This window comes from Microbacterium sp. GCM10027623 (genome assembly GCF_042666935.1).
Taxonomy (GTDB): domain Bacteria; phylum Actinomycetota; class Actinomycetes; order Actinomycetales; family Microbacteriaceae; genus Microbacterium.
The window spans coordinates 707,357-728,374 of the sequence record NZ_JBHTHE010000001.1 but is presented as its reverse complement, the minus strand read 5'-3'; the positions used below and the strand labels follow the sequence as shown (position 1 = coordinate 728,374).

At 69.1% G+C, this 21,018-nt stretch carries 20 protein-coding genes and 1 tRNA gene; 11 read left to right on the top strand and 10 right to left on the bottom strand.

The features are described from left to right. Nucleotides 1–194 precede the first annotated feature (194 nt). The 7 genes from mnhG to ACFQY2_RS03340 all read right to left on the bottom strand — a co-directional run bounded on the left by mnhG (nt 195) and on the right by ACFQY2_RS03340 (nt 7,752). Nucleotides 195–593, bottom strand: coding sequence for a monovalent cation/H(+) antiporter subunit G (mnhG, locus tag ACFQY2_RS03370; protein ID WP_378744210.1), 399 nt, complete (start codon nt 591–593; stop codon nt 195–197). Beyond that, nucleotides 590–859 carry a monovalent cation/H+ antiporter complex subunit F gene (locus ACFQY2_RS03365; protein WP_378744209.1) on the bottom strand — a complete coding sequence of 90 codons (270 nt, stop codon included), beginning with the start codon at nt 857–859 and terminating at the stop codon, nt 590–592. Before ACFQY2_RS03365 ends, mnhG begins: the two co-directional genes overlap by 4 nt. Then, nucleotides 856–1,440 carry a Na+/H+ antiporter subunit E gene (locus tag ACFQY2_RS03360; RefSeq protein WP_378744208.1) on the bottom strand — a complete coding sequence of 195 codons (585 nt, stop codon included), beginning with the start codon at nt 1,438–1,440 and terminating at the stop codon, nt 856–858. The genes ACFQY2_RS03365 and ACFQY2_RS03360 overlap by 4 nt, the downstream gene beginning before the upstream one ends. After that, on the bottom strand, nt 1,437–2,990 hold the full coding sequence (locus ACFQY2_RS03355) for a Na+/H+ antiporter subunit D (protein ID WP_378744207.1): 1,554 nt from the start codon (nt 2,988–2,990) through the stop codon (nt 1,437–1,439). Before ACFQY2_RS03355 ends, ACFQY2_RS03360 begins: the two co-directional genes overlap by 4 nt. Further along, nucleotides 2,987–3,505: a Na(+)/H(+) antiporter subunit C gene (locus ACFQY2_RS03350; protein ID WP_378744206.1), complete on the bottom strand. Its 519-nt coding sequence runs from the start codon at nt 3,503–3,505 to the stop codon at nt 2,987–2,989. Before ACFQY2_RS03350 ends, ACFQY2_RS03355 begins: the two co-directional genes overlap by 4 nt. After that, a complete protein-coding gene (locus tag ACFQY2_RS03345) occupies nt 3,505–6,468 on the bottom strand; it encodes a Na+/H+ antiporter subunit A (RefSeq protein WP_378744205.1) in 2,964 nt (987 codons plus the stop codon). The genes ACFQY2_RS03350 and ACFQY2_RS03345 overlap by 1 nt, the downstream gene beginning before the upstream one ends. 204 nt (nt 6,469–6,672) lie before the next feature. After that, nucleotides 6,673–7,752: a LacI family DNA-binding transcriptional regulator gene (locus ACFQY2_RS03340; RefSeq protein WP_378744204.1), complete on the bottom strand. Its 1,080-nt coding sequence runs from the start codon at nt 7,750–7,752 to the stop codon at nt 6,673–6,675. Nucleotides 7,753–7,811: 59 nt separating this feature from the next. Here ACFQY2_RS03340 and ACFQY2_RS03335 point away from each other — a divergent pair, with 59 nt between their 5' ends. The 3 genes from ACFQY2_RS03335 to ACFQY2_RS03325 are packed head-to-tail and all read left to right on the top strand — an operon-like array spanning nt 7,812 to nt 10,467. Next, nucleotides 7,812–9,035 carry an MFS transporter gene (locus ACFQY2_RS03335; RefSeq protein WP_378744203.1) on the top strand — a complete coding sequence of 408 codons (1,224 nt, stop codon included), beginning with the start codon at nt 7,812–7,814 and terminating at the stop codon, nt 9,033–9,035. Between the two features lie 9 nt (nt 9,036–9,044). Further along, nucleotides 9,045–9,740 (top strand): endonuclease NucS, encoded by a 696-nt coding sequence (gene nucS, locus ACFQY2_RS03330; protein ID WP_378744202.1) that lies wholly within the window; start codon nt 9,045–9,047, stop codon nt 9,738–9,740. Between the two features lie 58 nt (nt 9,741–9,798). Next, the gene (locus ACFQY2_RS03325) at nt 9,799–10,467 is read left to right on the top strand and encodes an HAD hydrolase-like protein (RefSeq protein ID WP_378744201.1); all 669 of its coding nucleotides are present in this window, start codon (nt 9,799–9,801) and stop codon (nt 10,465–10,467) included. Between the two features lie 97 nt (nt 10,468–10,564). On the opposite strand, the gene ACFQY2_RS03320 is transcribed toward ACFQY2_RS03325, so the two are convergent. After that, a complete protein-coding gene (locus ACFQY2_RS03320; RefSeq protein ID WP_071641060.1) occupies nt 10,565–10,771 on the bottom strand; it encodes a cold-shock protein in 207 nt (68 codons plus the stop codon). 733 nt (nt 10,772–11,504) lie between these two features. Between ACFQY2_RS03320 and ACFQY2_RS03315 the strand changes: the two genes are divergently transcribed. After that, complete coding sequence (locus tag ACFQY2_RS03315; protein WP_378744200.1) at nt 11,505–11,678, top strand: CsbD family protein; 174 nt, start codon at nt 11,505–11,507, stop codon at nt 11,676–11,678. A 113-nt stretch (nt 11,679–11,791) separates the two neighbouring features. Further along, entirely contained in the window at nt 11,792–12,850 is a 1,059-nt protein-coding gene (locus ACFQY2_RS03310; RefSeq protein ID WP_378744199.1) for a YbdK family carboxylate-amine ligase, read from the top strand. Nucleotides 12,851–12,893: 43 nt separating this feature from the next. Here ACFQY2_RS03310 and ACFQY2_RS03305 read toward each other — a convergent pair whose 3' ends face one another. Both ACFQY2_RS03305 and ACFQY2_RS03300 read right to left on the bottom strand, forming a co-directional pair. Then, nucleotides 12,894–13,361 (bottom strand): hypothetical protein, encoded by a 468-nt coding sequence (locus tag ACFQY2_RS03305; RefSeq protein ID WP_378744198.1) that lies wholly within the window; start codon nt 13,359–13,361, stop codon nt 12,894–12,896. 104 nt (nt 13,362–13,465) lie between these two features. Continuing rightward, a tRNA-Leu gene (locus ACFQY2_RS03300) sits at nt 13,466–13,549 on the bottom strand. Nucleotides 13,550–13,771: 222 nt separating this feature from the next. Here ACFQY2_RS03300 and ACFQY2_RS03295 point away from each other — a divergent pair. The 6 genes from ACFQY2_RS03295 (at nt 13,772) to ACFQY2_RS03270 (ending at nt 20,994) form a co-directional block, all read left to right on the top strand. Further along, nucleotides 13,772–14,452, top strand: a complete 681-nt coding sequence (locus ACFQY2_RS03295; RefSeq protein WP_378744197.1) for an FhaA domain-containing protein — start codon at nt 13,772–13,774, stop codon at nt 14,450–14,452. Nucleotides 14,453–14,525: 73 nt separating this feature from the next. Further along, nucleotides 14,526–15,011 (top strand): FHA domain-containing protein, encoded by a 486-nt coding sequence (locus tag ACFQY2_RS03290; protein ID WP_378744196.1) that lies wholly within the window; start codon nt 14,526–14,528, stop codon nt 15,009–15,011. 15 nt (nt 15,012–15,026) lie between these two features. After that, on the top strand, nt 15,027–16,343 hold the full coding sequence (locus ACFQY2_RS03285) for a PP2C family protein-serine/threonine phosphatase (RefSeq protein WP_378744194.1): 1,317 nt from the start codon (nt 15,027–15,029) through the stop codon (nt 16,341–16,343). A 26-nt stretch (nt 16,344–16,369) separates the two neighbouring features. After that, nucleotides 16,370–17,722, top strand: a complete 1,353-nt coding sequence (locus tag ACFQY2_RS03280) for an FtsW/RodA/SpoVE family cell cycle protein (RefSeq protein WP_378745018.1) — start codon at nt 16,370–16,372, stop codon at nt 17,720–17,722. 66 nt (nt 17,723–17,788) lie between these two features. Beyond that, nucleotides 17,789–19,243 carry a peptidoglycan D,D-transpeptidase FtsI family protein gene (locus ACFQY2_RS03275; RefSeq protein ID WP_378744193.1) on the top strand — a complete coding sequence of 485 codons (1,455 nt, stop codon included), beginning with the start codon at nt 17,789–17,791 and terminating at the stop codon, nt 19,241–19,243. Then, nucleotides 19,240–20,994 (top strand): protein kinase, encoded by a 1,755-nt coding sequence (locus tag ACFQY2_RS03270; RefSeq protein WP_378744192.1) that lies wholly within the window; start codon nt 19,240–19,242, stop codon nt 20,992–20,994. Before ACFQY2_RS03275 ends, ACFQY2_RS03270 begins: the two co-directional genes overlap by 4 nt. Nucleotides 20,995–21,018 lie beyond the last annotated feature (24 nt).

The window sequence follows — 21,018 nt, the reverse complement described above, 5'->3', positions numbered from 1 at the left end:
CACCCCTGTTCACCGGTCGTCGGCCCAGAACTCCGGAGTTGTGAACGCAGGGGCGGATGTCACAGGGGCGGTTGTCACACCGACGACGACGGATATGACAGGGGCAATTGTGACGACGACGGATGTGACAGGGGCAATTGTGACGACGACGGATGTGACAGGGACGGCTGGGACACCGACGGCGGGCTGCGACGTCAGCCGACGGCGGGCGGGGTGCGCTTGGACTCGTCGTACTCGTCGGCCACGAGCGAGCGCTGATTGATGGTGCCGTTGCGGTAGGCCTGGCGCCCCACCATGTGCGCGGAGAGGGGCGCGGTAGCGAACTGCAGCAGGATCACCGGGAGCACGATCAGCATGCCCATCAGCATTCCGCCGATCGTGCGCTGGGAGACCGCGATGGCCAGGCAGATGAGCACCACGCCGAGCACCTGCGGCTTGGTGGCCGCGTGCAGACGGCTGGGCACGTCGCGGAAGTGCAGCAGGCCGACGGCCGCCGACAGGCAGAGGATCGCCCCGAGCAGGATGAGGACCAGGGTGATGATCTCGGCGACCGGTGCCGGAAGGGCGATGTCGAAGAAGGTCTGCACGGTCATGGCGTGGGGTTGTCCCTTCGCGCGACGTAGCGGGCGACGGCGATCGATCCGAACACGCTCACCGCCGCGATGATGAGCATCACCGGGATGTTGCGGGTGTGGCCGTTGATCGCCATGTCGGCGCCCAGCACGCACATCACCTCGGTCAACAGCACGTCGGAGGCCACCGTGCGGTCGAGGATGGAGGGCCCGCGCACGATGCGCACGACGCACAGCAGTGCGGCGATGCCGAACACGGCCATGATGGCGATGACGAGGATGTTCATCGGGAACCTCCCCCCGCCTGCCGAAGGGCGTCGGCCTTCAGCGCCCGGTACTGCGCGGGCGTGCCCACCGCGCGCACGATGCGACGCTCCCAGCGCAGCACCTCGTCGCGGAACGCGTCCACGTCGGCGCGCGTGCGCAGCCCGATCACGTGCAGATACAGGATGCGGCGGTCGCGGTCGCTCTCCACCACCAGCGAGCCGGGGATCAGCGAGGCGGTCACGGCGACATGGGTGGTGACGATGTCATCCGCATACCGCAGCGGGATCTCGACGATCGCCGCGCCCGGCTGGCGGCGGAAGTCGAAGACCTGGATCGCCACGCTCACCGCACCGGCGACGACCGCACCGAGGAAGAGCACCACGAACACCAGCGCGTACCAGACGTTCACCCTGCCGACCAGCTCCACCGTCGGCAGCCGGAACACGCGGGTCACGAAGATCGCCGCCACGATGCCGGTGAGCAGGGCGAGCGGGGTGAACTGGTGCCACAACAGCATCCACAGCAGGACGAGCCACAGCATGAACGGCAGCTGCAGCAGGATGTCGCGCAGGATGCCGCGCTTGGATTCGGGGCCCATCATCCGGCCTCCTCATCGATCTGCTGGAGCGTCACCGGCTGCAGCAGTCCGGCGCCGATCCGATCGCACAGCGCGTACAGCGGGCCGGCGAACACGGTCAGCGCGACGGTGACGGCGACCATCCCGCCGGTGGCGAACGTCATGATCGCGGGGATGCGGCGGGTCTCCTGCTGCTCGTCGGCGGCCGGCGCGCTGCCCAGGTAACCGACCCGTCCCTCGATCTCGGCGAGGTCGTCGCCCTCCCGCCAGAACGCCAGGTTCCAGGCGCGCATCAGTGCGTACAGGGTCAGCAGCGAGGTGAGGATGCCGCCGAGGATCAGCACGATCATGATCGGAGTTCCGACGTCTGCCGCGGCCTCGAACAGCGCGATCTTGCCGATGAAACCGGAGAAGGGGGGAAGGCCGCCGAGGTTGATCGCCGGCACGAAGTACAGCACCGCCAGCAGCGGCGCCGCCTTCATCAGCCCGCTCACCCGCAGGATCGACGTGCTGCCCGCCTTGCGCTCGATGAGTCCGACCGAGAGGAACAGCGTGGTCTGCACGACGATGTGGTGCACGATGTAGTAGACCGTCGCGCCGATCGCCTCTTCGGTCGCGATCGCCAGGCCGAAGATCATGTAGCCGACGTGGCTGACCAGGGTGAACGAGAGTATCCGCTTGAGCTCCGCCTGAGCGACCGCGCCGAGCACACCGATCACCATGGTCGCCAGCGCGACGATCAGCAGCAACAGGTTGATGTCGTTGGACGCGAACAGCTGCGTCTCGGTGCGGATCAGGGCGTACACACCGACCTTCGTCAGCAATCCGGCGAACACCGCGGTGACCGGCGCCGGCGCCGTGGGATACGAGTCCGGCAGCCAGAACGACACCGGGAAGATCGCGGCCTTGATGCCGAACGCGATCACCAGCAGGAGGTGCAGTACGAGCTGCGTCTCCTGCGGCAGCTGCGCCACGCGTTCAGCCACCTGCGCCATGTTCACCGTGCCCACGGCGCCGTAGATCATCGCGATCGCCGCGAGGAAGAGGATCGAGGAGACCAGCGAGACGACGATGTAGACCGCGCCGGTGCGGATGCGGGACTCGGTGCTGCCCAGCGTGATCAGCACGTACGAGGCGACCAGCAGGATCTCGAAGCCGACGTACAGATTGAACAGGTCGCCGGCGATGAAGGCGTCGAAGATGCCGGCGGCCAGGATCAGATAGGTCGGGTTGAAGATCGAGATCGGCGTCTCGTCGGCGCCGTCCGCGGCGCCCTGGCCGATGGAGAACAGCAGCACCGCGAGCAGGACGATGCTCGAGATGAGCACGAGCAGCGCGGCCAGGCGGTCCACGTAGAGCACGATGCCGAACGGCACGGGCCATCCGCCCACCGAGATGGCGAAGGGCACGCCGGCGGCGTCCACCGACACGAGCAGCACCGCGGCGATGACGGACACCGCTGCCAGCGTGCCCGCGGTCACCACGATCTGCAGGCGCGGTCTGCGTCCGTAGACGAGTGTGATGGCGGCGCCGAGCAGGGGCAGCATGACGACGAGAGGCACGAGTGCACTCATGCGCGGCCCTCCCCGTCCGGAACATCCATCGGCGCATCATCCTGGATCGACGGGTGGTCGCGCCGGTGCAGCACGGTGATCGGTGCGGTGACCGTCCCGACGAAGTCGGTGGTCGCCTCCTCCTCCTCGCGGGTGGACTCGTCGTCGAACAGCTCGTCCTCGGCATCCGTCCGCTCGCGCAGGGCGATGTCGACCTCGTCGTCCTCCACCGTGTCGGCCTGACCGAGCTGCCAGGAGCGGTAGATCAGTGCGAGCAGGAAGGCCGAGACCGCGAAGGTGATCACGATGGCGGTGAGCGTGAGCGCCTGCGGGAGCGGGTCGCTCACCGCGCCCTCCTCGCCGTGGAAAGGCGCCTGGCCCGGAACGCCCATCACGATCAGCAGCAGCAGGTTGGTGGCGTTGCCCAGCAGCAGGAATCCGATGAGCACCCGGGTCAGGCTGCGCTCCAGCATGGCGTAGACGCCGCAGGCGAACAGCACGGCCATGATGATGATCAGGGTCAGCGAGACGTCCATCAGGCGCGCACCCCCCGGTTCCGCATCTCGGCGGCCTGCCGGTCCACCTCTGCGCCGAGGCTGCGGAGCACGTCGAGCACGAGTCCGATCACCGTCAGGTAGACGCCGACGTCGAAGACGGTGGAGGAGACGAATTCCAGATGCCCGAGGATCGGAACCTCGGCCTCCCAGAAGGTGCTCTCCAGCGGATGCATGCCGAAGAACATCGGCAGCAGTGCCGCGCCGACGGCCAGGATGAGGCCGAAGCCCAGCAGACGACCGGCGTCGGTCGGCGCCGCGGCGCCGAGCTCCCAGCGCCCGCCGGCGATGTACCGCATGACCATCGCCATGCCGGCGACGAGACCGCCGGCGAACCCGCCGCCCGGTCCGTTGTGCCCGGCGAACAGCAGATAGATCGACACCACGATGATCGTGTGGAAGAGCACCCGGACGATGACCTCGAGCAGGATCGAGCGGTTCTCGGCCTTCATCTGCTGTCCGCTGACGAGCCAGGCCCGTGGCGCGCCGCGGTTCTCCGGCGTCAGGAAGCGCAGCCCGTCCTTGGTCTCGACCAGCGGACGACGAGCCGTTGCCCGCCGCTCGGTCTCGGGGAGGTCGCGAGTGGCCGAGAGCAGGTCGGCCCGGTGGGTGACGAACACGAGGGAGGCCACTCCGGTCGCGGCGAGCACGAGCACGCTCAGCTCGCCCATCGTGTCCCAGCCACGCAGATCCACCAGCGCGACGTTCACCACGTTGCGGCCGTGACCCAGCTCGTAGGCGAGCTGCGGGAAGTCGAGCGAGATCGGGTCGAAGATGCGCGCCTGTGTCGCGATGATGGCGACCAGCGCCATGGTCAGGCCGACGCCGATCGCGAGGATCGCGCGCGGGATCCGCCCCACGGAGGCATTGTGCTCTCCCAGCCGCGACGGCAGCCGGCGCAGCACGAGGGCGAACGCGACCATCGTCACGGTCTCCACGAGGATCTGAGTGAGCGCCAGATCGGGGGCGCCGCTGGTGGCGAACAGCACGACCATGCCGAGCCCGGTGACCGAGACGAGCACCACGCCGGTGTAGCGCTTGCGAGCCCGCACGGCGATGACGCCGGCGATCGCCATCACCGGCGCGACCACGATCTGCGCCGGGGTGTGCCACGGCGACAGCGTCATCTGCTCCGGTGCGGCGGCGACGAGCGCCGTCGCCTCGGCCGCGAGCAGCACGACGAAGATCGTGCCGACGTAGAGGGGCAGCGAACCGCGCTGGGTGATGCTGGTGGTCAGCACCGACAGCCGGTCGACGCCGCGCATCGTGAGGTAGTAGACGTCGGCGGCGGTGAAGCGCAGCATGCGGGAGCGACCGTGCCAGCCGGTGCGGATGCTGAGGATGAACACGGCGATGCCGACGGCGACGGCTCCGAGCGACAGGAACAGCGCGGGTTCGAACCCGTGCCAGAGCGCCAGGTGGCCCGGTTCCGCCGACACTCCGGCCCCTGAGTCTGTCGAAGCGCCTGGGCCTGACGACGGGTTCACCGACCTCGCGTACCCCTGCAGCATGACGTCCAGGGCGGGGGCGCCGATCCCCGCGGCGATGCTCAGCCCCGCCAGGATGATGGGGGAGGCGAGGAATCCGACCGGGGGATCCGGCCATTCCGTCCGAGGCATCTCCGCGCCGGACGCATCCTTCTTGCGCCAGAACGCGCCCCAGAGGAAGCGGCAGCCGTAGGCCACCGTCAGCACGGCTCCGACGATGACGCCGATCAGTGCGACCCATCCCCATGCCTCGCCGTGAAGCGCGTCCTCCAGCAGCGCGGCGAGCGTCGACTCCTTCGCGACGAAGCCGAGGGTCGGCGCGATCCCCATCATCGAGGCGATCGAGATGAAGGCGGCCGTCGCCATCACGGGCGCCTGCCGGCCCACCCCCGAGAGCTCACCGATGTCTCGGGTGGAGAGCTGACGGTCGATCACGCCGACGATGAGGAACAGCGCCGACTTGAACAGCGCGTGACCGATCACCAGGGCGAGCCCCGCGAGGGCCGCACCGGGGGTGCCGTAGCCGATCACGACGGCGAAGAAGCCCAGCTGGCTGACGGTGCCGAACGCGAGGATGCGCTTGAGGTCGGTCTCGCGCATCGCCTGGATGCCGCCGAGCAGCATCGTGACGACGCCGAGGCCGATGACGATGGGCCGCCACGGTGCGGACAGGGCGAAGACCGGTGCGAAGCGGGCAATGAGATAGATACCGGCCTTGACCATCGCCGCGGCGTGCAGATAGGCGCTGACCGGCGTGGGTGCGGCCATCGCTCCCGGCAGCCAGAAGTGGAAGGGGAAGAGCGCCGACTTCGAGATCGCACCGACGAGCAGCATCACGACGGCGGCGTCGACGAGCGGACCGGTGGGCGCGATCTCCAGGATCTCGCGGATGCTGCCGGTGCCGGTGGTGACGACCAGCAGCACCGCGCCGACGAACAGCACCAATCCGCCCAGCGTGGTCACGAGCAGGGCCTGCAGCGCCGCACGGCGGCTCGCCGCGCGACGGTGGTAGTGGCCGATGAGCAGATAGGACAGGATGCTGGTGAGTTCCCAGAACATGACCAGCATGATGAGGTCGTCGGTGAGGACGAGACCGTACATCGCCCCGGCGAAGGCGAGCAGCACGCCCGCGAACTGGCCGACCCCGGCGGCATCCTCGTAGAAGTACCAGCGGCAGTACAGCAGCACGAGCGCGCCCACGCCGGTGACGATGAGCGTCAGCACCCAGCCGAGGACGTCCATCCGCATCGACAGGTGCAGCCCCAGCTGCGGGATCCACTCGTAGTCCTCGAAGGGGACCGCCGTCGCGTCGAGCACATCGGGTGTGCGCATCAGCGCATGCACGAAGGCCGCCGCGGGTACCAGCGCACCGAGGACGAAGGCCTGTGCTCCGAGCCATCGAACCAGAGCGGGGAGGAGGAGTGACCCGATCAGGAACACGGCGAGGAGCACGATCATAAGCGGCTCCCTCAAGCTCGTCGAGGCCTTCCGGCACGGGCGGGCGATTTCGTCCAGTCTACCGGTGCCGTTGCCGCCGGACGCCCGTCCGCGTCATTTGCCGCCGCGAAGCATCGCACACGAATTCCCTCATCCGGGGGGCGGCCCGGATGGAAGGAAGAGGCGCGAGGCGCCCGAGGGCGCGGGCTGGAGCGCGCGATCGGACTAGAGCGCGCGAGGCGGCGCCGACGTCTCGCCCTCGCGGAAGGTGCAGGTGAAGTGCACCGACTCACCGGGTTCACCGGAGAGCATCCGGGTCACCTGCTCGCCCGCGGCGCGCCCCTTCGCCACCGCGGGCTGCGCGATGGTCGTGAGCCTCAGCGAGCCGAGACCGTCGGCGGCGATGCCGTCGAAACCGACGACGGTGAGATCCTCCGGCACCTTCAGCCCGAGTTCCTCCGCAGCGCGGATCACGCCGACGGCGAGCAGGTCGCTCTGCGCCACGATCGCGGTGGGGCGCTCCGCCAGCAGCATCCCGTCCGCATCCGCCAGCAGGGAACGGGCGGCGATCATCCCGTCATCCACCAGGCTCGCCCCCGCCGTGACCCCGGGAGCATCCGGGTACACCTCGCGGAAACCGGCGAGCCGATCGAGGGTGACATCCACCTTTGCCATGGACACGCGCTCGGCGGTGATCGGGCCGCGCACGCGGTCGGCGTCCAGCGGCAGGGTCACCGTCGCCACATCCGCATGCCCGAGGCCGCGGACGTGCCGGGCGATCTCGGCGCTCGCCTCCCGGTTGTCCAGCGTGACCCGGGGGACGTCGTCTCCGGCATCCCCCTCGATCACGACCACGGGCAGTCCGCGCTGCCGCACGATCTCGAGAGCCGCGCGCGTGCGGCCCGAGCAGCCGATCAGCACGACGGCGTCCACCGGCGCCTCGGCCACGGGGGGCGCCTCGTCTTCGTGCGGGTCGTCGCGCAGCAGCAGGATGCCGGTGCTCACCTCGGCCAGCGCGTCGGTGAGGCCGTCCATCATCGCCGTCGTCACCGGGTCGAGGAAGGCGTGCCGCAGCTCCCCGCCGAGCACCACCCCCACGATGCCGCTGCGTCCGAGACGCAGCGAGGCGGCGCGGGGATCGGGCCCCGCATACCCGAGCGCAGCGGCGGCGGCCCGCACCTTCTCGCGGGTGGCGTCGGCGACATTGACCTTGCCGCTGAACACCACCGAGGCCGTCGACGTCGAGACGCCGGCCTCGCGGGCGACGTCGGCGATGGTCGCGCGACGGGCCGGAACACTGCTCATGCTCCGAGGATAACCCGACCCGGCACTCGGAGATCGAATCGATTCGATACAATCGTCCGATGGACACCGCGCTCACTCATTCGCAGTTCGTGCGCTGGCGCGCAGCGATCTTCGCGATCTTCCTCGCCAGCGGCCTCTCGATCGCGACGTGGGCGTCGCGGGTGCCCAGCATCAGCACCGCCCTCGGCATCGACAAGGCGCAGATCGGGCTGCTGCTGCTGGTGATGGGCATCTCCTCGATCGTCGGCATCTCGACCGGCCCGGTCGTCATGGCGCGCACCGGCGCCCGGCTCGGGATGCTGATCACGATGCTCATGTTCGGCGCGGGCGTCTGCCTGATCGGGCTGGGCACCGACGTGTTCGGCTCGATCGCCGTGGTGACCGCGGGGATGGTGCTCTTCGGCTTCGGCAACGGCTCGGTCGACGTGATGATGAATGTGGAGGCCACCGCGATCGAGCAGCGGATGGGCAAGACGATCCTCCCGGTCTTCCACGCGTTCTTCAGCTTCGGCACCGTGATCGGGGCGGGCGCCGGCGCCCTGGCCGCGCACCTCGGCCTGAACGTCGCCGCGCATGCGGGCATCATCAGCATCGTGATCGTGCTGGCCGCGATCGTCTGCTTCTTCCAGGTGCCGGTGCGCGAGGCCGCGCTCGACCCGACCCCCGGCGTCGCGCCGCGCTGGCGCGAGCGCCTGCACACCGCATTCGAGGCGTGGCGCGAGCCGCGCACCTACGCGCTGGGCGTGGTCATGCTCGGCATGGCGTTCGCCGAGGGCGGAGCCAACGACTGGATCGCCCTGGGCGTCGTGGAGGGCCACCACCAGGAGGCCGGCATGGGCGCGCTCGCCCTGGCCGTCTTCTCCATCGGCATGACCGTGGTCCGCCTGTTCGGCGGTCCGCTCGTCGACCGGTTCGGCCGCGTGGCCGTGCTGCGCGTGCTGGCCCTGGCGGCAGCGGCCGGCATCCTGCTCTTCATCCTCGCCGACCCGTTCCCGCTGGTCCTGCTGGGCGCCGCCCTGTGGGGGATCGGCGCGTCGCTCGGGTTCCCGCTGGGCATGTCGGCCGCGGCGGATGATCCCGCCAAGGCGGCGGCGCGCGTGAGCGCGGCCGCGACGATCGGCTACATCGCATTCCTCGGCGGACCGCCCGTGCTCGGGTTCATCGCCAACCACATCGGCCTGCTGAACACCCTGTTCATCCTGGTGGCGCTGGTCGTCATGTCGGGCCTGTTCTCGAGCGCGGCCAAGCCGCTGCGCGTCGGTTCGCCCGTCGCGACGAAGTAGGCTCGTCGGGTGCGCCTCGTCATCGCCCGCTGCTCCGTCGATTACACCGGGCGGCTCAACGCTCATCTGCCCCTCGCCACGCGTCTGCTGGTGCACAAGGGCGACGGCAGTCTGCTCGTGCACTCCGACGGCGGCAGCTACAAGCCGCTGAACTGGATGAGCCCGCCGTGCACCCTCACGCCCGAGATCCCGGGTGAGGAAGAGGCCATCGCCGGCGTCGTGGAGGTGTGGCGCGTCACCCACAAGAAGACCGGCGACGCGCTGCGCGTGCAGATCTACGAGATCATCCACGACTCCAGTCACGACCTCGGCGTCGACCCCGGCCTGCAGAAGGACGGAGTGGAGGCGGATCTGCAGCGGCTGCTGGCCGAGCAGGTCGACCTGATCAGCGAGGGCGGCACCCTGGTGCGCCGCGAGTACCCGACGGCCATCGGCCCGGTCGACCTGATGATCCGGGATGCCGGTGGCGCGGCCATCGCCGTGGAGGTCAAGCGCCGAGGCGACATCGACGGCGTGGAGCAGCTGACCCGCTACCTGGAGCTGCTGGGTCGCGATCCGCACCTCTCCCCCATCACCGGCGTTTTCGCCGCACAGGAGATCAAGCCGCAGGCGCGTGTGCTGGCCGAGGATCGCGGCATCCGCTGCGTCGTGCTGGACTACGAGGACATGAAGGGCATCGAGTCCGGCGTCCCCCGGCTGTTCTGAGCCCGCCCCCTCCCCGTCGACAGCAGGGGACGCGAGGCGGGCCCCGTAGGCTGGGAGCATGCCCGAATCGCCCTACTCCTGCATCCTCTGGGACGTGGACGGCACCATCGCCGACGCGTCAGCCGGCATCCTCCCCCGACTGCGTCAGGTGTTCGCGTCGTACGGCCTGCCGGAGCCGGATGCCGACGAGCTGTCCCTGTGGATCGGACCGCCCATGCACGAGTCGTTCCGGCTGCGCGCCGGGATGGACGACGCCCAGTCGCACGAGGCGGTCGGGCGCTACCGGGAACTCGCGGCGGCCGACGGGTACGCGTCGTCCGTCGACCTCTACCCGGGCGTCGAAGACGTGCTGCGCGCGATGCAGGTCGCCGGGATCCCGCAGTCCACGGCCAGCACCAAGCCCGAGAACCAGGTGCGGGCGATCCTGGAGCATTACTCGCTGATGGACGCGTTCACGGCGATCTCCGGCGCACGGCCCGGGCCCGAGGGGCGCACCGACGGAAAGTCCTTCGTGATCGGTCAGGCCCTGGAGCGGCTGCGTGCGGTGGGCGTCGACACCTCACGACCCGTGCTCGTGGGCGATCGCCATCACGATGTCGAGGGCGGAGCGGAGCACGACATCCCCGTCGTCTTCGTCAGTTGGGGGTTCGGCGAGCCCGACGAGGCGCGCGGCGCGCTGGCGCAGGTGACCACTCCCACGCAGCTGCAGAGCCTTCTGCTCGCCTGAGCCGCACCGGCTCCGGACACGCAGAACTCCTCCGGACACGCAGAACTCCCCATCGGATGCCGCCGGAGCAGCATCCGATGGGGAGTCCCGTCCCGCCTCAGAGAGGGCGGATGTTCTCAGCCTGCAGGCCCTTGGGGCCCTGCGCCACGTCGAACTCGACGCGCTGATTCTCATCGAGCGAGCGGTAGCCGCTCGATGCGATGGCGGAGTAGTGCGCGAAAACGTCGGCGCCACCGTCGTCAGGGGAGATGAAGCCGAAGCCCTTCTCCGAGTTGAACCACTTGACCGTGCCCTGGGTGCTCATTTACTGCCGTTCTGCTTGTTGCTATGCCGACGCAGGATGCACCGACTGCGCTAACGGTATCCCAGCACGCCCGCCAGGCAACAGTGGTCGGCAGAAGGTGATCGAAATGTTGCATCCGAGTCTGCGCGGTGCGGTATCGGCGCATGCCGCGCGAGGCGCCACGGGAAGTGGATGGCCCCCACCGCGGGGGGAGCGATGGGGGCCGAAGACGACCGGAGGGTGCGTCAGTCTTCAGGATACAACAAAAATCGACTTTTTGTCCCCCATATGGGGGACAAAGTCTCAAATCAGTGTCATGATGTCAGTGGGTCCCTCGTATAGCACATCGGGGACTGTTCTGACGGGAGGACCAAGCGCATGTGCGGGTCGTCGAGTATCTGGGGAGCTCATCGCTGATCGGGGTCAGCGTACGACGATCGGTTTCCCCGCACATGCACTTCACGCCCGAGAAGGCGATCCGAGGTCGACGGACCTCGGCGCCGAGGGCCGTGAAGGTATCTGAGGGAGATCAGCAGCACGGAGCAGGAACGGCAGCACAGCGAGGCGTCGTTCCTCTCCGGGCCGCATCCTCCGCACCCGCGCCTTCTCCACCCCGGCCCGGGGCACTCGCGCCCAGCCGTTAGGCACTGGCGCCGGTGGTGTCAACCCCTTTGGGTCCCGCGACGACCGGGTGTCATGCTGGCGACTCCACAGTCGGGGCGGACAACCGCCCACCTCACGAAGGGAGCGACCCATGGGAGCCATGGACGATGCGAAGCACAACATGGAGAAGGCCGCAGGAAAGGCCAAGGAGCACATCGGCGACGCCACCGACAACGAGAACCTCGAGGCCGAAGGCAAGATGGACCAGGTGAAGGCCGACGCGAAGAAGGTCGGAGACGACATCAAGGACGCCTTCGACAAGTGATTGGCCGCCTCACCGATGCGTGACGGTCCGCATGTGAGTGCGCGACACCGACGGGTGCGCCGCAGGTCCGGATGGAGCTGCGGCGCACCCGTCCTCACTGCGAGGAGGGAATGATGTCGCGCCGGAGGATCGGCATCGAGGAGGAGTTCGTCCTGCTCGACAGCCGGACGCTCGCGCCGCTCTCCGCACAGGAGCTGCACGACCGCGTCCTCGGGGAGGTCGCAGGCGGGGGAACGCTGGCGCGGGAGTTCGCCACCAGCCAGACCGAGGCGGCGACCACCCCCGTGCTCACCCTGCTGCAGGCGGGGGACCAGCTCCGGCGGAGTCGGAGGATGCTGGCTGCCCATGCTCGCGACGACACGCTGGTGGCGGCGATCGGCGCGCCCTTCGTGCTCGCCGACGCCGCCGAGATCTCTCGGAGCCCCCACTACGACGACGTCTCCGGCCTGCTGGGCCGGCTGACCACCGAGCACGTCGTCAACGGCCTGCACGTGCACGTGGAGGTCGACGATGACGAGGCGCGCGTCAGGGCGCTGCTGAGGGTGCGCGAGCGCCTCCCCGTGCTGCTCGCCCTGAGCGCCAACTCGCCGTTCGCCGGCGGTGCACCCGCCGGGCACGCCAGCTGGCGCAGCACCTTGATCCGGCGCCTGCCGGTGTCGTGGGGACCGCCGCCGTTCCACGACGCCGACGAGTATCACCGCACCGTCGACCGGTTGATGCAGATGGGTGCTCTGCCGGCGCGTTCATCGGTCTCGTGGGCCGTGCGGCTGTCGGATCGGTACCGAACGGTCGAGACCCGCGTGTGCGACGCCCAGCTGAGCGCGGAGGACTCCCTGGTGCTCGCGGCGCTCACCCGCGCCATCGTCGTCACGGACGACGCCGTCGAGCGTCCGGTCGCGCCCGAGATCTTGGATGCGTCGCTCTGGCTGGCGGCACGGCACGGCATGGACGCACGACTGCCGAGCGCCCACGGCGATTCCGAGAGCGCGTGGACGGCGGTGCAGCGGATGCTGGATGAACTCGCGCCGGCGCTGGAAGAACTCGAGGATTCTGCGTTCGTGCGCGCTCACCTCGATCGTCTGCGGGTCGAGGGCACCGGGTCCCAGCGGCAGTTGCGCGCGTACGAGACCGGGGGAGTGCCCGAGCTCGCCCGGCTGCTGCGTCGGTGCTGACTCGGCTCACCGGGCGCGCGCCGCGCCGGGAACCGAACCGCTCTCAGAGATCCTCGTCCGCCGGCCGCGGGCCGCGGGAGTCCTGCGTCGCCAGTACCAGCGCGATGATGGTGAGCGCGGTCATGATGATCCCGGCCGGGTTCGCCACGCCGATGGCGACGCCGAGGCCCGGTTCGGTGTCACCGGAGATGATCGTCTGCAGGCCGCGCCGCGTGAGGTCGGGGATCGTGAGGCCGAGCAGGACTCCGCATCCCCACGCTGCGATGAGCGTGCCCCGCGTCGCGCCGCGCGTCGGGAAACCTCGAGCGGCCGTACGCGCCAGCGCCCGGCCGATGAACACATGCAGCACCACCACCAGGGCGCCGATGAGACCGTACGCGAGGGTGAGCTCGCCGCCGATTCCGAACAGGAACCTGCCGAAGACGATCCATGCGGCCAGGGCGACGCCGATGAGGAGAACAGCCGCGCCCCGGACGGTCGCCGTCGGCGCCTTCTGCACACGTGCATCCATGATTACGAGCCTAGGCGCTGGGCCGCGCGACCCCCGCGGGACAGCGGACCCGGCGACCGGAAAGGCGTGAAGGCCGGGTCCACCGGACCCGGCCTTCACATCTGTGCGCGAGGGGGGACTTGAACCCCCACGCCCTTGCAGGCACTGGCACCTGAAGCCAGCGCGTCTACCTATTCCGCCACTCGCGCATCGTCTTGCTCCGAAGAACTCAACCTGAAAAGGCTATCACGCACGTGCGCGCGGTTCGTACACGGTCGTGACGGCATCCGGTGCTCCGCTCTGGCGCCCGTCCGAGCATCCGGAACAGGGCGACCCCGCCCCGGCCGTGCGCGGAATCGCGCCACCAACAAGCGCATATCCAGCGGGTCTGGCTACGATGGCCCTACCCGTCGGCATGCCAGAGGAACCAAGTGGGACTACTTGACAGCTTTGAGAGAGGTCTCGAGCGCGCCGTGAACGGCGCCTTCGCGAAGACCTTCCGCAGCGGCATCCAACCTGTCGAGATCGCCTCGGCCCTGCGCCGCGAGGCCGACACGAAGGCGGCCGTGGTCAGCCGCGACCGCATCATCACCCCCAGCGACTACCTGGTGCGCTTGAGCCCCGACGACCACGAGCGGATGCTGACGCTCGGACACGCCTTGAACGATGAGCTGTTCGCCCTGCTCAGCCAGCACGCCCGCACACAGGGATACAGCTTCGCCGGCGTTCTGCGCATCTCCCTGGAAGCCGACGAGCGCGTCTCCACGGGCACCGTGCAGATCAGCTCGTCATCCGTGGAGAGCAGCGTCTCCTGGCAGGGCGTCATCGAGATCGACGGTCGCCATCACACGCTCTCCCGTGCGCGAACGGTGATCGGCCGCGGCAGCGACGCCGACCTGGCCATCTCCGATGCCGGCTCCAGCCGCCGCCACGCCGAGGTGCTCTGGGACGGCGAGCGCGCCATGCTGCGCGATCTCGGATCGACCAACGGCACCAAGATCAACGGCGAGAAGGTGCGCGAAGCCGCGCTCAGTCCCGGCACCGTCTTCACGATCGGACGCACCGAGTTGACCTTCCGCGTCGTGCCGGTCTCCCGGGAGGTGCGGCCGTGAGGACCGTTCGCCGCCGCACGTGCGCTCGGGAGCCGTTCCCGGGCCTGACGCCCTCTCTGATCGGAGGGTCGCGATGAGTGAACTCCTCCTGCTGCTGCTCCGCGTCGGCTTCCTGGTGCTGCTCTGGTTCTTCGTCTTCGGGGTGGTCTACTCGCTGCGCGCCGATCTCTTCGGGGTGCGCGTCCGCAAGATGCCCGCCGCGGAGGCTCCCGTTCCGGCACCCATCCATCAGGCACCCCGCCCCACCGGCGCACCCGCGCAGGCCGCCACACGCCTGGTCATCACGTCGGGCCCGAAGGCCGGCCTCGAGGTGCCTCTCAGCGCCGCCGAGTCGATGTCCATCGGCCGCTCCAGCGAGTCCGGCCTCGTGATCCGCGATGACTACACCTCCAGCCACCATGCCCGTCTCTCTCAGCGCGGCGGCATCTGGATGCTGCAGGACCTCGGGTCCACCAACGGCACGTTCCTGGACGGTCAGCGTCTGAGTGACAAGCCCGTGCAGGTGCGGAACGGCACCCCGATCAAGGTGGGCGCCACGACCTTCGAGCTGCGAGCATAAGGGCGCCGCACCCAGATGGTCTTCGAGGGCTCGAGCGCCGCGATCTCCCACACCGGGAAGGTCCGCTCCAACAACCAGGATTCCGGATACTCCGGAGCCAACCTGTTCGTCGTCGCCGACGGCATGGGGGGCCACGCCGGGGGCGATGTCGCCTCGACCCTGGCGATCCGCCGGATGGAGGCCCTCGACCGCCCGTACGCGAGCACCGACGACGCCCAGGCCGAGCTGCAGGCCGCGGCCACGTCAGCCGCCGCCGACCTGATCCGCGCCTCGAAGGAGCGCCCCGAGCTCGCGGGCCTCGGCACCACGCTCAGCGCGATCGTCATGTTCGACGAGTACGCGGTCATCGGCCACATCGGCGACTCGCGCATCTACCTCTACCGCGACGATGCGCTGACCCAGATCACCACCGACCACACCTTCGTGCAGCGCCTGGTCGACTCGGGCCGCATCACCCTGGAAGAGGCCCGCTACCACCCGCGTCGTTCCGTGCTGATGCGCGTGCTCAGCGACATGGACATCGATCCGGACCTGGACATGTTCGTCATGCCCACGCGTCCGGGCGACCGCTGGCTGCTGTGCTCGGACGGGCTCACAGGTGTGGTCGACGACGTCCACATCGCGAAGGCGATGAGTCTGGGCCTGGCCCCTGGCCGCACGGCCGACAACCTCCTCAAGCGGGCGCTCGACGGCGGAGCTCCCGACAACGTGACCATCGTGCTCGTCGACGTCGGCGGCGCGCATCCGCTGTCCTCCGGCACCCCGACCGTCGTCGGTGCCGCGTCCAACCCCTCGGATCTGCCCGTCCCGGCTCCCCGCAGCTCGCTCACCGGCTGGCTGCACCCGGTGCTGCAGGCCGCGAACGAACCCAGCCACTTCGAACCCGACTCCGACTACTTCGAGGAGATCATCGAAGAGGACAGGCGCCGCCGCACCCGACGCAGGATCGCGTGGCTCGCCGCTCTCGTCGTCGCCGTCCTCGCGCTCGTCGGCGCCGGCGTCCTCGCCTACAACTGGACCCAGACCCGCTACTTCGTCGGCGCGGACGACGACAGCGTCGTGATCTACCGCGGCGTGCAGCAGAACCTCGGCCCGATCTCCCTGTCGACGGAGATGAAGGACACCTTCATCCTGCTGGCCGACCTGCCCTCGTACCAGCGTGCGGCCGTCGAGCGCACCATCAACGCCCGGTCGCTGGCGGATGCGATGGCCATCACCGACCGCCTGCGCGCCAGCGTTCTCCCTCCCGTCCCCGAACCCGAGCCCGAACCCAGCCCGACGACCACTCCGGTGCCGACCCCGGCACCCACGACGGAAGCCCCGGCACCGTGACCGACGTCAGCGCCGACACCAGCGTCATGAAGGCGCTGAAGAAGATCCGGATGCCGCAGAAGCAGCGCAACCGGGAGTTCTGGCTGCTCCTGTTCGCCCTCGCCGTCGCCGGCGCATCGCTCACTCTCGTGCAGCTCGGCGCGCTCGGCACCATCGACCCGATGATCCTCGCCATCGGCGGGGGACTGGCCGTGCTGGTGTTCGCCCTGCACGTGGTGCTGCGGGTGGTGGCATCCGACGCCGATCCGTTCGTCCTGCCCATCGCCACAGTCCTCACGGGCGTCGGCATCGCGATGATCTATCGCATCGACATCGCCAAGCAGCTCTCCGGCTGGGGAATGTTCTCGACCAAGCAGCTGGCGTGGGCGGCGATCTCGATGGCCGGCGCCATCGCGCTGGTCATCGCGCTGCGCAACTACCGCGTGCTCTACCGCTTCACCTACCTGTCGGGGCTCGCCGGCATCGTGCTGCTGATCCTGCCGTTCATCCCGTTCCTCAAGGCGCGAGGCGCGACCGCCGACGTATGGGTGTCGATCGCGGGCGTCTTCTCCTTCCAGCCCGGGGAGCTGGCCAAGATCTGCCTGGCGATCTTCTTCGCCGGCTACCTGGTGCGCACCCGCGAGAGCCTCAGCTCGGTCGGCACACGCTTCCTCGGGATGACCTGGCCCCGCATGCGCGAACTCGGTCCCGTACTGGTGGTGTGGCTCCTGTCCTTGCTGATCATCGTCACCCAGCGCGACCTCGGCACCGGCGTTCTCATCTTCGGCATGTTCATCGCCATGCTCTACGTGGCCACCGGCAAGACCAGCTGGGTGCTCATCGGCCTGGTGGGCGTCGCGGCCGGAGCGTTCTTCGCCACCAGGATCCTCGCCTACGTGCAGCGCCGCTTCACGAACTGGCTGGACGCGTTCAACCCCGACATCATCAGCGCGCAGGGAGGCAGCTACCAGCTCGTGGAGGGCATCTTCGGTCTGGCGCACGGCGGGCTCATCGGCACCGGGTGGGGGCAGGGGCGCCCGCACATCACGCCGCTGGCCAACAGCGACTACATCATCCCCAGCCTCGGCGAGGAACTCGGGATCGTGGGGCTGTTCGCCATCCTCTGCCTCTACATGGTCTTCGTCAGTCGCGGACTGCGGATCGGCTTGGCCGGACAGGACGACTTCGGCAAGCTGCTCGCGACCGGGCTGTCGTTCACGATCGCCCTGCAGGTGTTCATCATGGTCGGCGGCGTCACCCGCGTCATCCCGCTGACCGGTCTGACCACACCGTTCCTCGCAGCCGGCGGGTCCTCGCTGGTCGCGAACTGGCTCATCGTGGCACTGCTGCTGCGCATCAGCGACGGCGTGCGCCGCCAACCCAGAGTCGTGATCGGATGAGGGGGCCGACCTGTATGACCGAGGCCCTTCGACAGGCTCAGGGAGCCACCCGACAGGGGGTGTCCGATGACTAAGGAATTGCGCAGGCTGAGCTTCGTGATCCTCGCCATGTTCCTGGCGCTGTTCGTCTCCGCCAGCTGGATCCAGGTGGTCGACGCCGACAACCTCGCCCAGAACCCCGCCAATACCCGCACGCGGCTGGACAGCTACCAGATCCAGCGCGGCTCGATCATCGTCGACAACTCCGCGATCGTCACGTCGGTCGCGGCGAACGACCGCTACCAGTACCAGCGGGTGTACACGGATGCCGCGATGTGGGCTCCCGTCACCGGCTACTTCAACCCGGCACTGCAGTCGTCCACCGGCATCGAGCGGGCGCTGAACGCCGACCTGTCCGGTACCGGCTCCAACGCGTTCTTCGCCGAGATCGAGCGGATCCTCTCCGGGCAGCCGCAGCAGGGTCTCAGCGTGAAGCTGACCCTGAACGCGAAGGCGCAGCGCGCCGCCTGGGACGCGCTGCAGGGCCTGCAGGGCGCCGTGGTCGCCATCGAGCCGGCCACCGGCCGCATTCTGGCCATGGTCTCCACGCCGAGCTTCGACACCAACGCGCTCGCCGCGCACGACAGCACCGCCGTCAACGCCGAGCACGATCGGCTCGCCGCCGATCCCGCCAAGCCGCTGTACAACCGTGCGATCGCCGGGAATCTCAATCCTCCCGGATCGACCTTCAAGGTGGTCGTGGCGGCGGCGGCCCTGGCATCCGGCGACTGGACTCTCGAGTCCACGCTGCCGAATCCGGCGCGCTACACGCTGCCGGGCACCGACAACCAGGTCTCGAACGCGTGGGGCGGCACCTGTGGCGAGGGCGCGACGACCACCCTCGCCGAGGCGCTCAAGCGCAGTTGCAACATCCCGATGGCCGAGCTCGCCGTCGAGCTCGGCGACAAGGCCATCCGCGAGACGGCCGAGAAGTTCGGCTTCAACACCGCGTTCGAGCTGCCGCTCGAGGCGACGGCGTCGAGCTACCCCGGCGATCTCAACGACCCGCAGACCGCGCTCACCGGCTTCGGGCAGGGGCAGGTGACCGCGACGCCGCTGCAGATGGCGATGGTGGCAGCGGGCGTCGCCAACGACGGGGCGGTGATGAAGCCCCGGATGGTGGATGCCGTGATCGGCGACGACTTCGCCGTGCACACCCAGTACACCGATGAGGCCTTCGATCAGGTGCTCAGTGCCGCAGACGCCGAGGCGCTGAGCGCCGTGCTCGTCGAAGGGGTCGATTCCGGGGCGGCGACGGGTGCAAGAATAGACGGCGTCGATGTCGCCGGAAAGACAGGAACAGCGGAGAACGGCTCCCGGCCCTACACGCTGTGGTTCACAGGTTTCGCACCGGCGGAGAATCCGAAGGTTGCGGTGGCAGTCGTCGTCGAAGACGGCGGTGGAAGAGGACAGTCGGGTTCCGGCAATGCGATTGCCGCCCCGATTGCGAAGAAAGTCATAGAGGCGGTGCTGGGCAGATGAGACCGACGCAGGGTGTGTCCTTCGGTGGACGCTACGAGCTGCTGTCGCGGATCGCGATCGGCGGCATGGGCGAGGTGTGGGAGGCGACGGATCACGTCATCGGACGCACCGTCGCCATCAAGATCCTCAAAGACGAGTACATGGGTGATCCCGGGTTCCTGGAGCGCTTCCGCGCCGAGGCCCGCCACGCCGCACTCGTCAACCACGAGGGCATCGCGAGCGTCTTCGACTACGGCGAGGAGAACGGCTCCGCGTTCCTGGTCATGGAGCTCGTGCCCGGCGAGGCGCTGTCCACGATCCTCGAGCGCGACGGCGCGCTGAGCGCGGACAAGACGCTCGACATCGTCGCGCAGACGGCATCCGCGCTGCAGGCCGCGCACGCCGCCGGCCTGGTGCACCGCGACATCAAGCCGGGGAACCTGTTGATCACGCCCGACGGTCGGGTGAAGATCACCGACTTCGGGATCGCGCGCATCGCCGACCAGGTGCCGCTGACCGCCACCGGTCAGGTGATGGGCACCGTCCAGTACCTCTCGCCCGAGCAGGCGTCGGGGCACGCGGCATCGCCGGCGACCGACATCTACTCGCTGGGAATCGTCGCCTACGAGTCGCTGGCGGGCAAGCGTCCGTTCACCGGCGAGTCGCAGGTCGCGATCGCGATGGCGCAGATCAACGAGAAGCCCCCCGCACTGCCGGCCACCGTGCCGGTGCCGGTGCAGAACCTCGTCATGGCGATGATCGCGAAGAAGCCGGCCGAGCGTCCGTCGTCGGCGGCCACCGTGTCGCGCGCGGCACAGGCGCTGCGGCGGGGCGACCTGAACTCGGCCGCGATCGCGGTGCCGGCGATCGCCGGCATCGGAGTCGGGGACGCCGACGACGCCACTCGCATCCTGACCGGGATGGGTGACGGCGATTCGACGCGCATCCTCCCGACGACGGCGCAGTTGCCCACCGAGCAGGCCGTCGCCACCGAGGAGACCACGAAGAAGAAGAAGCGGAGCCCCTGGACCTGGCCGCTCATCGCCCTGATCGCCCTGCTGGTCATCGCTCTCGGCGGCACCCTGCTGGGGCTGCTCCTCAACAACCAGGACGACAAGGCGCCGGCGAAGACGAGCTCCACCGCCTCGGCGCCGTCGAGCCCGCCGCAGACCCCCGAGGAGACCACCCCGCCCCCGGTCAACGTCGACAACCTGAATCTCGAGGGACAGACGTGCGAGGCCGCCACCGCCGTGCTCGCGGAGAACGACCTCGAGCCGAACTGCGTGCCGGGCGATCCCGCCCCCTCGGAGGGTCAGGTGGGCCTGGTCTACGAGGTGCGCACCGGCGGCAACCAGCCGGTCGGATCCACCATCGACATGCTCGTCTACGGCGACCAGGTCTCGATTCCCGCTCCCCAGACGGCGCCCAGCATCTCCGGGCCCGTGACGGAGGGCCAAGAGGCCACCGTCAGCTGGAACGGATACACCTGCCCCTCGGGCACCGATCCGCTGAGCGGTTACGAGGTGACGGTCGTGAACGCGAAGTTCAGTGACGGATCCGCGAAGAGCAACTTCGGCCGAGACGTCGGATCCCAGGTGATCACGGTCGACGAGGGCGCCGCGGGCAAGACCGTGACGGCCACGTATCGGGCCTTCTGCGGGGAGCGCCCGTCCGGAATGTCCAACTCGGGGACGTCGACCTCCATCCTGCCGGCAGCCGTCGAAGAACCCGTCGACCCGGGCGACGGGGTCGATCCTCCTCCCGCCGACTAGTCAGGTTGGGCCGGGTACTCTGGC